This window comes from Pseudomonas sp. NPDC089569 (assembly GCF_050280625.1).
Taxonomy (GTDB): Bacteria; Pseudomonadota; Gammaproteobacteria; order Pseudomonadales; family Pseudomonadaceae; genus Aquipseudomonas.
This window is the reverse complement of sequence record NZ_JBNNVQ010000010.1, coordinates 55,775-68,955: the sequence shown is the minus strand read 5'-3', so window position 1 is coordinate 68,955 and position 13,181 is coordinate 55,775. Positions and strand designations below refer to the sequence as shown.

At 56.2% G+C, this 13,181-nt stretch carries 10 protein-coding genes; 6 read left to right on the top strand and 4 right to left on the bottom strand.

The genetic code is table 11. The annotated features are described in order from the left end of the window. The first annotated feature begins 265 nt into the window (after positions 1-265). The 3 genes from doeA (ACQKP2_RS07420) to ACQKP2_RS07410 all read left to right on the top strand — a co-directional run bounded on the left by doeA (ACQKP2_RS07420) (position 266) and on the right by ACQKP2_RS07410 (position 4,395). Positions 266-1,456 (top strand): ectoine hydrolase DoeA, encoded by a 1,191-nt coding sequence (gene doeA, locus ACQKP2_RS07420; RefSeq protein ID WP_427575607.1) that lies wholly within the window; start codon positions 266-268, stop codon positions 1,454-1,456. Between the two features lie 97 nt (positions 1,457-1,553). Further along, on the top strand, positions 1,554-2,732 hold the full coding sequence (gene argE / locus ACQKP2_RS07415; protein ID WP_427575606.1) for an acetylornithine deacetylase: 1,179 nt from the start codon (positions 1,554-1,556) through the stop codon (positions 2,730-2,732). Positions 2,733-2,991: 259 nt separating this feature from the next. Then, positions 2,992-4,395, top strand: coding sequence for an aminotransferase (locus ACQKP2_RS07410; protein ID WP_427575605.1), 1,404 nt, complete (start codon positions 2,992-2,994; stop codon positions 4,393-4,395). A gap of 66 nt (positions 4,396-4,461) precedes the next feature. Here ACQKP2_RS07410 and ACQKP2_RS07405 read toward each other — a convergent pair whose 3' ends face one another. After that, the gene (locus tag ACQKP2_RS07405; RefSeq protein ID WP_427575603.1) at positions 4,462-5,019 is read right to left on the bottom strand and encodes an Lrp/AsnC family transcriptional regulator; all 558 of its coding nucleotides are present in this window, start codon (positions 5,017-5,019) and stop codon (positions 4,462-4,464) included. A 352-nt stretch (positions 5,020-5,371) separates the two neighbouring features. Here ACQKP2_RS07405 and argE (ACQKP2_RS07400) point away from each other — a divergent pair, with 352 nt between their 5' ends. The 3 genes from argE (ACQKP2_RS07400) to doeA (ACQKP2_RS07390) all read left to right on the top strand — a co-directional run bounded on the left by argE (ACQKP2_RS07400) (position 5,372) and on the right by doeA (ACQKP2_RS07390) (position 9,422). Further along, positions 5,372-6,583 carry an acetylornithine deacetylase gene (gene argE / locus ACQKP2_RS07400; RefSeq protein ID WP_427575602.1) on the top strand — a complete coding sequence of 404 codons (1,212 nt, stop codon included), beginning with the start codon at positions 5,372-5,374 and terminating at the stop codon, positions 6,581-6,583. Positions 6,584-6,697: 114 nt separating this feature from the next. Continuing rightward, positions 6,698-8,182: an amino acid permease gene (locus ACQKP2_RS07395; protein ID WP_427575601.1), complete on the top strand. Its 1,485-nt coding sequence runs from the start codon at positions 6,698-6,700 to the stop codon at positions 8,180-8,182. 37 nt (positions 8,183-8,219) lie between these two features. Then, positions 8,220-9,422, top strand: coding sequence for an ectoine hydrolase DoeA (doeA, locus tag ACQKP2_RS07390; RefSeq protein WP_427575599.1), 1,203 nt, complete (start codon positions 8,220-8,222; stop codon positions 9,420-9,422). Positions 9,423-9,761: 339 nt separating this feature from the next. Here doeA (ACQKP2_RS07390) and ACQKP2_RS07385 read toward each other — a convergent pair whose 3' ends face one another. The 3 genes from ACQKP2_RS07385 to ACQKP2_RS07375 are packed head-to-tail and all read right to left on the bottom strand — an operon-like array spanning position 9,762 to position 13,161. Beyond that, the gene (locus tag ACQKP2_RS07385; protein WP_427575598.1) at positions 9,762-10,964 is read right to left on the bottom strand and encodes a CaiB/BaiF CoA transferase family protein; all 1,203 of its coding nucleotides are present in this window, start codon (positions 10,962-10,964) and stop codon (positions 9,762-9,764) included. Between the two features lie 53 nt (positions 10,965-11,017). Beyond that, a complete protein-coding gene (locus ACQKP2_RS07380) occupies positions 11,018-11,851 on the bottom strand; it encodes an HpcH/HpaI aldolase/citrate lyase family protein (protein ID WP_427575597.1) in 834 nt (277 codons plus the stop codon). 50 nt (positions 11,852-11,901) lie between these two features. After that, the gene (locus ACQKP2_RS07375; RefSeq protein ID WP_427575596.1) at positions 11,902-13,161 is read right to left on the bottom strand and encodes a methylaspartate ammonia-lyase; all 1,260 of its coding nucleotides are present in this window, start codon (positions 13,159-13,161) and stop codon (positions 11,902-11,904) included. Positions 13,162-13,181: the final 20 nt, after the last annotated feature.

Genomic DNA, 13,181 nt, shown 5'->3' with positions numbered 1-13,181 from the left:
AACGCTTTGCAATTGGGGTTTGAAGAAAATGTTCTAGGGCAATCAGCCTGAAGGGGTCCGTCGGTAAGCTTGGTTTCGTCACTGTCACAACGCAGCAAGTTTACTAACCGGGCGCGAAACGCGTACGTGTTGGCAACCGCCTGAAAGTTTGATTGAGCATGTCTGGTTTCTTGCAGTTTGAAGATATCCAGCGGGGCGACCCTGTGCCTGTGATTTTGTTCTTGAGATGAGGTGATGTGTTTTCCAATTAACCAGGAGATGCGCAATGCCCGACACGGTTATCAGTCTGCCGTTCTCTTTGAAAGAATACGGCGAGCGTTTAGCTAAAGTCCGAGTAGCCATGCAGCAAAAAGGTATTGAGTTGCTGGTGGTTACCGATCCTTCAAACATGGCCTGGCTGACCGGGTACGACGGTTGGTCGTTTTACACCCATCAGTGTGTACTGGTCGCTCTCGAGGGGGAGCCGGTCTGGTATGGGCGGGTTCAGGATTCCAACGGTGCCAAGCGCACGGTGTATCTGCAGTTGGACAATATCATTCCGTACCCTGATATCTATGTGCAGACCCCAGAGCGGCATCCGATGGACTACCTGTGCAAGGAAGTCATCATTCCGCGAGGTTGGTCGGGTCTGCACATCGGTGTGGAAATGGACAACTACTACTTTAGCGCCGCAGCCTACCAGTCATTAATAAAGCACTTGCCCAGCGCGACTTTCAGCGATGCTGAGGGGTTGGTTAACTGGCAGCGTGCAGTCAAGTCACCGCAGGAAATCGTCTACATGCGCCGCGCGGCGCGTATTGTCGAGAACATGCATAACCGCATCCTGGAAATTGTCGAGCCAGGAATGAGGAAAAACGATCTAGTCGCCGAGATCTACCACACGGCGATTGCCGGAACTCCGGAACACGGTGGTGACTACCCGGCAATCGTGCCGATGTTGCCTACTGGTGTTGATGCCAGTGCGCCCCACTTGACTTGGGATGACACGCGCCTCGAACGCGGCGCGGGCACGTTCTTCGAGATCGCCGGCTGCCATCGCCGTTATCACTGTCCGATGTCACGCACCATCTACCTGGGCAAACCACCCAAGCACTTCCTCGATGCCGAACAGGCGGTCGTGGAGGGTATCCACGCAGGCCTTGATGCGGCACGCCCAGGCAATACCACCGGTGATATCGCAAGGGCTTTCTTCAAAGTGCTGGAGAAGTTCGGTATTCACAAGGATTCCCGCTGCGGCTACCCAATCGGTATCTCTTATCCGCCGGACTGGGGCGAACGCACCATGAGTCTGCGGCCCACGGACAACAGCGTGCTGAAACCTGGCATGACCTTCCACTTCATGCCGGGGCTGTGGATGGAGGACTGGGGACTAGAGATTACCGAGAGCATCCTGATCACGGATACCGGTGTTGAAACCCTAGCCGATGTGCCGCGGAAGCTCTTCGTCAAAGATTAAAAAACCAAGGCCTTGCAGTATCCGTGGCCGAAATGGCCAAAAGACCTGCAAGGCTGCACCTACACCCGTGATTCCCGCGAGGGATGAGGTTCAAACCATGAATCAGATGACATCACATCCGGTATCCCTAGACTGGATCGAGCGTTTGGTCTCGATCGATACCGTCAGCCGCAATTCCAACCTCGGCCTGATCGAAGTGGTCCGCGATGAGCTGGCCAAGCTCGGAGTGCGTTCGGTATTGACGCATCACTCCACCGGTAAATGGGCAAACCTGTTCGCCACGATCCCCAGCGTCACTGGTCAAAACACTGGCGGCATCGTGCTGTCCGGTCACACCGACGTGGTGCCGGTCGATGGCCAGGACTGGGCCACAGATCCGTTCAAACCGGTGATTATCGACGGCAAGATGTATGGCCGTGGCACCTGTGACATGAAAGGTTTCATCGGCGCGGCGCTGGCATTGGTACCGCAGATGCAGGCGGCGAAGTTACAGAGGCCAATTCACCTGGCGCTGTCATTCGATGAGGAGGTTACTTGCCTCGGTGCGCCGATCATGATTGAGGAGCTCATGCGCCGTGGGATCAATCCAGAAGGGTGCATTGTCGGGGAACCGACAGGTATGCGTCCGATCATTGCGCACAAGGGCATCAATGCCTACGAGTGTTGCGTGCGTGGCCATGCAGCGCACTCGTCGTTGACGCCCCATGGCCTGAATGCCATCGAGTACGCCGCCAGAATCATCTGCTTCATCCGTGATATGGCGGACGAGTTCAAGCAGAAAGGTCCATTTGATGAGCTGTACGATGTCCCATTCACCACGGCCCAGGCGAGTACGATCATTGGTGGCAATGCAATGAATACAGTGCCGGCCGAGTGCAAGTTCCAGTTTGAGTTCCGCAACCTGCCAACGATCAATCCCAAGCCGATCTTCGAGCGCATCCAGCGTTATGCAAATGAAGTATTGCTACCGCAGATGAAGCGCGAGCACGCCAGTGGAGCCATCGACTTCACCCTGATTTCTGACGCACCAGGGCTAGATGCTTCCGAGCAGGCGGCCATCACCCAACTGGTACGGGCTCTTACCGGTGATCGGGAGCAGCGCAAAGTGGCTTACGGCACGGAAGCGGGGCAGTTCCAGGAAGCGGGTATTCCCAGTGTGATCTGTGGCCCAGGCGACATCATGCAGGCGCACAAGGCCAATGAATTCGTGACGCTGGATCAGATTGTCCAGTGTGAGTCATTCATCAGTAAAGTGATTCGCAGTCTGGAAAGCTGAATCTTGATGCTTCGATCGTATGAAATTTAATTGTGGTTTTTGTTTAGTCAATCGAAAGAAAAAAATAGCATATGCTTGACGAATGAAGTTGGTTGTGTGATTTTTATTTCGCGTGATCGCTGGTGTCGATGGCGGGTCAGGACGAGGCGGAGCGGGCATGGCAGTTGGCTCCTTACTCATCCAGGCAGGTCGGCTAAGGGTCATATCACCCTGGCGAGACGGGGTAACCCGGCGCCATTGACGAAGACAGGAAAGTGCTATGAACGACAATAATTACGATGAAGTGATTGCCCAGGACCGGGCATCTGTATTGCACCCTTTCACTCAGCTCAAGGACTTTGCCACCGGCAAGATCGATCCAACCGTGATCGTCGATGCTAAAGGGATCCGGGTCACCGACTCCACTGGCCGCCAGTACATCGACAGCTTCGCAGGTCTGTACTGCATGAACCTGGGCTACGGTCGCACCGAGATCGCTGATGCGATTTCTGAACAGGCGCACAAACTGGGGTTCTTCCACACCTACGCCGGCCATACCACTGACCAATTGGCGCGTCTGTCGTCGCGTTTGGTCAAGATGGCGCCGGGAAACATGAGCAAGGTGTTTTACGGCCAGTCCGGTTCCGATGCCAACGAAACTCAGGCCAAGCTGGTTTGGTATTACAACAACCTGCGTGGTAAGCCGAACAAGAAGAAGATCATTGCCCGTGAGCGCGCCTATCACGGTAGCTCGATCATCTCCGGCTCCATGACTGGTATGAGTTTCTACCATAACAACATGGACCTGCCGTTTCCGATCATTCTGCGTACCGGTGTACCGCACTTCTACTGGGGCTCGAACCCTGGAGAGACCGAAGAGCAGTTTTCCGCTCGTCGCGCCGCCGAACTGGAAGAGCTGATTCTGCGTGAAGGAGCAGACACTATTGGTGCCTTGATCGGCGAACCGGTGCTCGGTTCAGGTGGCATCATCCCGCCGCCGAAAGGTTACTGGACCGAGATCAAGCGCGTTCTGGACAAATACGACATCCTGTTGATCGCCGACGAAGTTGTGTGTGGTTTTGGTCGTACCGGCAAGATGTTCGGCTGTGAGCACTTCGGCCTGGAGCCGGACCTGATCACTTGCGCCAAAGGGCTGACCTCAGCCTACTTCCCGTTGTCTGCGGTGATTGTCAGCGAGAAGGTTTACAAAGTTTTGGAAGACGGTGCAGACAAGGTAGGGCCGTTCTCCCACGGTTACACCTACTCCGGCCACCCGATCGGGCTGGCTACCGCCAACGCGGTGCTGGACATCATTGAGCGCGAGAACATTGCGCAAAATGCTGAGAAAGTCGGTGCGTATTTCCTCCAGACTCTGAAGGAAACATTCGCTGATTGCCCAATCATCGGTGAGGTGCGTGGCATTGGTCTGCTGGCAGCACTTGAGTTCGTTGCTGACCCTGAAAGGAAAGTGCGCTTCGACGCCTCGCTGAAGGTAGGGGCACGTATCTCTCAGGCGGCTCGCGATCGCGACCTGATCGCTCGTGCCATGCCGCACGGCGATATTCTGGGGTTCTCGCCACCCCTGACCATCACCGTCGATGAGGTCAACGAGATTGTCGAGCTGACTCGTCAGGCAGTCGAGCAAGTAGTTGCTGAGCTGCGTGCGGAAGGTGTGATCAAGTAAACCGCTGTCGATAGGGGTGCCAGGCGATGCCTGGCACCCCTGCACTCCATTCGCAATCTTGTTGTTTCACCCCAGCCTAGCTTGCTTCTGGTATTCCTCCATTTCCTGAAGAAGCTGCTCCGAAAAATTCTTCGCTGGCATTTCCGCAATCGACACTTGAGTTGCAGTGCCTTGCAGTCCCGTCACTTGCCAGATCTTGTCCATCAAGATGTTACGCAGATGGTTGTGGTCGCGTGCACGCAGGCGGACCAGCAAGTCCAAATCTCCGGTAACCAAAAGCACGTCCTGCACTTCTGGAATCTTCCACATCTGGCTCATGACGTCACCGATGTCGTAACCGGGTGTCGCGACAACCGATAGGAATACGGTGAGCGGATACCCCAGTGCTGCCCAGTCCACTTCTGCGGTATAGCCGCGAATCACGCCAGCCTTTTCCAGGCGACTCATGCGCTCGCTCACTGTCGGCGCAGAAATGCCAAGGTTGCCCGCTATTTGCCGCTGCGAAAGCCTGGCGTCGGAGACCAGCACTTTGAGCAACGACAAATCGATTTCGTCAAATGCAAACGTCGGCGTTTCAGGTGCCGTCACCTGGCGAATCGTTGAGTGGGTTGAGGGTTTCTGCACGGGTAGCTCCTGCGTCGTGGGGTTTACAAATGTAAAGCCTACCATACCGCAATAGCGATATTTTTTTCATAATGAAATTAAACCCATGTTAAAAACTTTCAATCGAAATGCACATAGTCAAAGCTCTTGTCGAACGAAAGGCTATGTGCGATATTGGTTTTGCGAATGAGATTTGCGCCGAGGGATCGGCTTACACAAGCATCCGCAGCGAATACAAGTGCCTGGCGGCGGGTCTTTGAACGTCGAGGCTCGGGTTGAGCATGAGCCCTCTGACCAGCTCGCATGCCTATATCGGGTACGCAGTGGGCAAGTGGGAGCGCAATGACGAGAGGCTGACTTGAGGAGCCCTTGAATGAATACGTTTGAAGCGATGGACGCCTCCGCGCAGGCGGTTGTACTACCGCCCTCGCTGGATTGGGTGAAGCGACTGGTGGCGATCAATACGGTGAGTCGCCTGTCGAACCTGGAACTGATTGAAGATGTCCGTGGCTATCTCACGGGGCTGGGTATCGAATGCACTCTCACGCATCACAAGAGTGGTCAGTGGGCGAACCTGTTCGCGACCATTCCGGCCAGTTCCGGCGCCACGCACGGCGGTATCGTGTTGTCCGGGCATACCGATGTGGTGCCGGTAGATGGGCAGGACTGGCACAGTGATCCGTTCAAGCCGGAGATTCGTGACGGCAAGCTATACGGTCGTGGTACCTGCGACATGAAGGGCTTCATCGGGGCGGGTTTGTATTTGGTGCCGGAGATGCTCAAGACGCGCCTGGCGCGGCCCATTCACTTTGCACTGTCCTTCGACGAGGAAGTCACCTGTCTGGGTGCGCCTCTGATGATCGAAGAACTGATGAAGCGGGGTATCAATCCTGACGGCTGCATCGTTGGCGAGCCAACCAACATGCGTCCGATTGTTGCTCACAAAGGAATCAACGCCTATCAGTGCTGCTTCAAAGGGCACGCGGCACATTCTTCGCTCACGCCTCACGGCCTGAACGCCATCGAGTATGCCGCGCGGCTGATCTGTTTTATCCGTGATACCGCCGAAGGCTTTCGCCGCAATGGTCCGTTCGATGAGCAGTACGACGTACCGTTCACCACGGCGCAGACCAGTACCATCAGCGGCGGCAATGCGATGAATACGGTACCGGCCGAGTGCAAGTTTGAGTTCGAGTTCCGCAATTTACCGACTCTCGATCCGAAGGTCATTTTCAGGCAGATCGAAAGCTACGCCTTTGACGTGCTACTACCGAAGATGAAGGCCGAGCACCCCGACGCCTCTATCGCCTTTGACATGATTTCCGACGCGCCCGGGTTGAATGCCAGCGAGCAGGCCGAAATCACACGTCTCGTGCGCGCTCTGACTGGCGATCACGACAAGCGCAAGGTTGCCTACGGTACCGAAGCTGGGCAGTTCCAGGAGGCCGGTATTCCCAGCATCATCTGCGGCCCCGGTGATATTCAGCAGGCGCATAAAGCCAATGAGTTCTTGGCATTGGATCAGTTGGCTCAATGCGAGAGCTTCCTGCGCAAGATCGTTCGCAGCGTTTCACTTGAACAATAAATTCAGGATGGCCATTGCCTAGTAATGGCCCGCTCAACCTGGTGTAGATCAACAACACATTGCTCGACCTTAGCTCTGCCTTAAATAAGTTCAATAACATCCAAGGTGAAAGGTATGCAAAAGCACACTGCGCAGGCATCTGTCGATGCCGCAACCAGCAATACCGCCGGCACTGAACCCAAGCTGGTTCGTGGTCTGGCCAACCGTCACATTCAACTGATCGCCATCGGCGGTGCGATCGGTACCGGACTGTTTATGGGGGCGGGCAAGATGATTCACGTGTCCGGATCATCAATTGTCCTTACTTACGCCATCATCGGGTTCTTCCTGTTTTTCGTCATGCGCGCTTTGGGCGAGCTTCTGTTGTCGAACCTGAACTTCAAGACCTTCGCAGACTTCGCCACGCACTATCTCGGTGAGTGGGCAGGCTTCTTCGTGGGCTGGTCCTATTGGATGACGCTGGTGATCGTCGGGGTCGCCGATTTCATTGTCATCGGCGGTTATTTCAAGTTCTGGTTTCCCGACTTGACCCCCTGGATACCGGGCATGGCCACGCTGGGCTTCCTGTTTCTGCTCAACATCATGGCGGTCAAGGCGTTTGGCGAAATGGAGTTCTGGTTTGCCCTGATCAAGATCATCGCAATTGTGTCTTTGATCGTGGCGGCCGTTGTAATGGTCGCGACCGGTTTTGTCTCGCCGAATGGCGTGGCCGCATCCTTCAGCCATGTGATTGAGCCCGGCACAATGTTTCCCAATGGCGTCATGGGTTTCTTCGCAGGGTTTCAGATCGCGATCTTCTCGTTCGCTGGTATTGAGCTGCTAGGCACCACCGCGGCTGAGGCGAAGGACCCCTACAAGACTCTGCCGAAGGCAATCAATGCCGTACCAGTTCGTGTACTGCTGTTCTATGTGCTTTCGCTGTCTTGCATCATCGCCGTATCGTCCTGGGCGATGGTCGCGCCGGATAAAAGCCCGTTCGTTCAGCTGTTCCAGACTGCCGGACTGCCGATTGCCGCAGGGGTTATCAACTTCGTGGTGATCAGCTCGGCGATGTCTGCTGGCAACTGTGATGTGTTCTGTTCCAGTCGCATGCTGTTCGGGCTGTCGTGCGAAGTGGACGCACCTTCAATGTTTAAGCGCCTGTCGAAGTCTGCAGTGCCAATGACGGCGTTGTTTTTCTCCTGCTTTTGCATGTTCATGGGTACCGCACTGCTGGTGTTGGTACCTGACCTGATGGTGGTTTTCACTACGGTGTCCACTATCGCCGCGATTCTGTTCATCTTCACCTGGTGCATCATCCTGGCTTCCTACCTGGCTTACCGCGCCAAACGCCCGGACCTGCATGCTTCCTCCACATTCAAGATGCCGGCTGGTGTGGTCATGTCTTGGGCATGCCTAGTGTTCTTCGTCTTCGTGCTCGGGTTGTTGGCGTTGGAACGGGACACCCGCCAAGCACTGGTCTTCATGCCACTGTGGTTTGTCTATCTGTTCGTGATGTATCGGATTCAGCGCACCAAAAAACGCGCACTGAAACTCAAGACACCCTATGTGTCCGGGCGTAGCAACGACGGTCGCTCGGAAGCAGCGGCAGGCATTTGAATGATGGGCAGCACCGATTTTTTTGCCAGGAGTCACTATGAGTAACGCTACGGGTGGTTTTCCGTCTCTGAGACAGTACTTCACTGTCCCGGAGTACGCTTCAAGGTTGATCAGGGTTCGCCGGATGATGCAGCAACGCGGGGTGGATTTGCTGATCGTGGCAGACCCCGCAAACATCGCTTGGCTGACGGGGTACGATGGCTATTCGTTCTACAACCATCAATGTGCGGTGGTTGCTATGTACGGTGAGCCGGTGTGGTACGGCCGCGGATTGGATCTAAATGGCGCGCGTGCTACCACTTACTTGTCAGGCGATAACCTGGTCGGGTATCCGGAGGAGTATGTTCAGCGTGACCTGCATCCGATGGAACACTTCGCCCGGGAGGTCATCCTTGCCCGTGGTTGGGAGCGATTGTCGGTCGGCCTTGAAATGGACAGTTTTTATTTCTCGGCCGCCAGCTTCACCACCCTGCAACGAATGCTGCCGAACACTCGCTGGGTAGACGTCAATGGACTGGTCAACTGGGCGCGAGCGGTCAAGTCCGAGGCCGAGTTGGATTACATGCGCATTGGCGGACGGATCCTTGAAAAGATGTATGAGCGTGTGGTCGAGGTTGCCGAGCCAGGCGTGCGCAAGAGCGAGCTGGTCGCGCAAATCTACTCGACAGCCATTCGTGGTGTTGATGGGTTGGCGGGGGACTATCCATCCATCGTACCCATCGTGCCGTCCGGCATCGAGGCCGCCACGCCTCACCTGACTTGGGATGACTCGGTGCTTAAGTCGGGCGAAGGGACTTTTTTCGAGATCGCCGGTGTATATCGTCGTTATCACTGTCCGGTTTCGCGCACGATTTTTCTGGGCAAGCCACCGAAGAAATTCCTCGATGCGGAAAAGGCGGTTGTCGAAGGTATTGAAGCGGGCCTCGAGGTCGCCAAACCCGGCAACACCTGTGAGGACATTGCTCGGGCATTTTTCGAAGTCATGACCAAGCATGGAATCAGTAAAAGCGGGCGGGTAGGTTACCCGGTCGGTCTGAGCTACCCACCAGATTGGGGCGAAAGGACCATGAGCCTGCGAGTTGGTGATCAGACTGTGCTGGAACCCGGGATGACGTTCCATTTCATGCCTGGACTGTGGTTCGACGACTGGGGTATCGAGATCACCGAGACGATTGCGATCACTTCAACCGGTGTCAGCTGCTTGAGCCATGTGCCAAGGAAAATGTTCGTCAAAGAGTAAGTGCTTCAGTGGGCAGGAAATGGTTTGGCTCGGACAAAAGCAAGCTACCCATTGTTCTGGCCGTTGATGAAAGGGAAGCCTGAGTGTTGTTTTCCCCCCAGCTTGGCAATGGCTTTCCGAACTTGCACAAACCTCCGCATCTGCGGAGGTTTGTTTTTTTGGGGTGGCTGGTTTTTCGAAGGGCTTGTCGTGGTCATATTACAGCCCGAAGCAACCCTGAGAGAGGCCAGTAGAAAGCCCAGTCCGCGGATTAATATAACGCTGATGATTACGAAGGAAGCTGGCGAGTGCCCTCCACCCGGAGCGGGCAGAAGGCGTATTGAAGGAGGGAGGGTGTTGCTAGATGATGTTGCCTTGCGCCATTGCCTGGATCTGCTCCTGGCTGTATCCCAGCTCACAGAGAATTGCCGACGAGTGCTGTCCTACCGCAGGCACATCACCCATGCGAGGCTCGTATTCGGAGTTGCGCCCTGGTGGTAGTAATGCCGGAACAGTTCCTGCTGGGCTGCCCACCTCACGCCAACGGTCGCGCGCTCGAAGTTGCGGATGTTGCCAGACCTTGGCCATATCATTCACCCGGGCGTTGGCTATCTGGGCTTCATCCAATCGTTGCACCACGGCATCAGCAGTCAGGTCAGCGAATAGCGCGAGGATGATCTGACGAAGCTCTATACGATTTGCTGAGCGCTGTGGATTGGAGGCGAAGCGTGGGTCGTCCGCCAGAGTAGGCTGCTGCAGCACAGCTTCGCAAAAGGAACGCCATTCCCGCTCATTCTGCAGGCCCAGCATGACCACACCGCCGTCACCGGCAGGGAACGGCCCGTAAGGATAGATCGTAGAATGTGAGGCACCGGCGCGTGGTGGTGGGGGGGCGTCGTTGTAGGCGTAGTACAGCGGGTAGCCCATCCACTCAACCAGGCTTTCGAGCATGGAGATATCGATGCGGCTGCCGCGTCCGGTCTTGTCGCGCAGCAGGAGCGCTGACAGGATGTTGGTGTATGCGTACATGCCGGCAGCGATATCGGCGATTGAGCAACCCGCCTTGGCGAGTTCGTCATCTCCCTTGCCACCTGTCACCGAGAGGAACCCGCCCTCGCTTTGGATAAGCAGGTCATAAGCTTTCTTTTTCTCATAGGGACCGCCGACACCATAACCGGAGATATCGCAGACGATCAGTTTTGGAAAGCGCTCGTGCAAAGCGTCATAACTCAAACCCATGCGGGCGGCAGCATATGGCGCGAGGTTCTGAATCAGCACATCGGCATCCTCCAGCAACTGTTGGAGAACCTCCATGCCCTTAGAAGTCTTCAGGTCGAGCGCAAGGCTTTCCTTGGAACGGTTGGTCCAGACGAAATGCGAGGAAAGCCCGTTCACTCGCCCGTCATACGCACGGGCGAAATCTCCGACGCCGGGCCGTTCCACCTTGATCACGCGGGCGCCCAAGTCGGCGAGTTGGCGTGTGCAGAATGGCGCCGCAATAGCGTGTTCGAGACTGATGATCTTGACTCCGTCCAAGGGGCGGACAGTGTTTGCAGGGTTCATACGAAGGTTCCTCCAGATATGACTCGGGCGCCAACAGGCGCCCGTTAATGGATTCAATTGCGGGTGGACTGCCAGGCTTGCTCGAGGATCTGCTCCGCCCTTAGCACCACCGGGCGATCGATCATCTGTCCGTCGACGGTGGCGACATTACTGTCCGCGGCGCGTTGCACCACTGCCTCGGCCCAGGCGATCTCGTCGGCGGTAGGGGTGTAGGCCAGTCGTACAGGTGGGACTTGTCTAGGGTGTACGCAAAGCTTGCCGGTGAAGCCGAGTGAGCGTGCGTATTCGGCATCGCGTAGGCTCACCGATGCGTCGAGTACATTGGTGGTTACGCCATCGACTGGGCCCGCAATCTGTGCAGCGGCCGAGGCAAACACCAGTGCAGAGCGTGCGAACAATTGCGCCTGGGTATCGTCGGCTTTCACGCGAATGTCCGCGGCAAAGTCGACATTGCCGAAGGCCAGTCGGTTTACGCCGGGCACCAAAGCAATTCGTTCGGCATTGAGGACGCCTTTAGCCGTTTCGATCAATGCAATGACTTGCACTTCTCCGCCCAGCTTTGTCAGAACTTCGACAATGTCTTCCGGAGTTTCTGTCTTGGGCAGCATGACTGCGTCAACAAGCCCAACCAGTTCTTTGACATCTTGATCGAACGCGGGCGTGTTTCTGGGATTGAGCCTGACCACGGTGTGCTGGGTCGGGTTGGACTGGAGCCAATCGATGACATTGATGCGGGCATTCTGTTTTTCAGTAGCGGCAACGGCATCTTCCAGGTCGATGATGACGATGTCAGCGCCGGCTTGATGGGCCTTTTCGAAACGCTCTGGGCGATTTCCCGGCACAAAGAGGAAGGTGGTGGCGCCGTTGATGATTTTTTGCAGCGACATGGGGTTAACCTCTGGATCGATACAATGGTGCCGACCCGTACGGGGGATGGTCAGGAGCGTCCGATCAGACTGGCGATGCGCAGCGCGCGGTTCATCTCGTTGAACACAATCGTGTAGCCTTCGTCGAAGCCCATTCCGGGCTTGGCCAGCATCTGACTCACGCCAGTTGCTACACCGATGTGCGTGGTGGTGCGCGCCGACTGGTCTGTCTCGGCACAGGTGCCGCCCAGTACCGGTCCGATGCCGTGCTTGTGGCAGTCGAGAATGGCGTCGATTGAGTTATGAATGGAGCCCAGGTCCGGGGTCTTGATCTGCACCATGTCGGTTGCACCCGCTACCGCGAACAGGTGCACATCTTCAGCGGTGTTGGCCCATTCATCGGCGATGATCGCGACCTTGCTTTCACGCGCCTTGAGGGTCCGGCGCAGGGCGGCCATGGCCTGGATCTGGGCATCGCGGCTACCAGCGTCCAGTGGGTGTTCGATCCGTAGTTGGTGATCTCCCGCTGCACGCTCCAGGCGCTGGATGATGTTTGCTGTCTGTTCGATGTCGCCTTGGGCTACAGCACCGATCAAGCCATAGACATCCAGATGGATAATCGGCTGGTAGCTGGGTGTAACGCGCAGTTGACTGATCCGTGCGCGCAGCCAGCCAATGTATTCCTCCAGCCCAGCGCCGTCGGTACCGACCAGGTCGGGTACGTTGATCAATCCGTGAGGGAGCACCGGGACGCTTTTGAGGATCATCTTGTCGACAGTTGTGTAGCGCTCGTCGCCGCACTGCCCGTAGATTGGAACCGCAGCCAATGGCGTGCTGATGTCCCACTCATCCTTGATAACCTGCGCCATCAGGTGATGACCTGCCGCGTGAGCGGCGGCGTTGAGCAAAGCCTGAGAAACGCCGTAGGCCGCGGCACGTTTGCAGTCGAACAGTTCATTGATCATTCGTTCGCTGGTGATAGCAGCTTCGCGAAATATGTTGACCGACATACCCTCCATACGCGGGCCAAGATCTTGTTCGATCTGGCGAGCCAAATCGGCGGCATGAAAGCGTGGCTCGCGACCACCGACGCCGGTGTATTGCACACTTGCGCAATCGCCATGGGCAATGTAGCCATCGCTCAGTACCAGCAAAACCGATACCGATTCCGATGGCTCACGCACGGCCTTAAACCCAGGCGTCACCGCATTGCCCAGATACGCTGAGCCATCACGCACGGCGCCGGCCTTGATGGCGGCCTGGTCATCAAAAAAGAACGAGCCTACACCAGGGGATGCAATTACTTTTGCAATAGTAAGCGGAGTAGTCATTTCAACCTCTAGGAGATGTC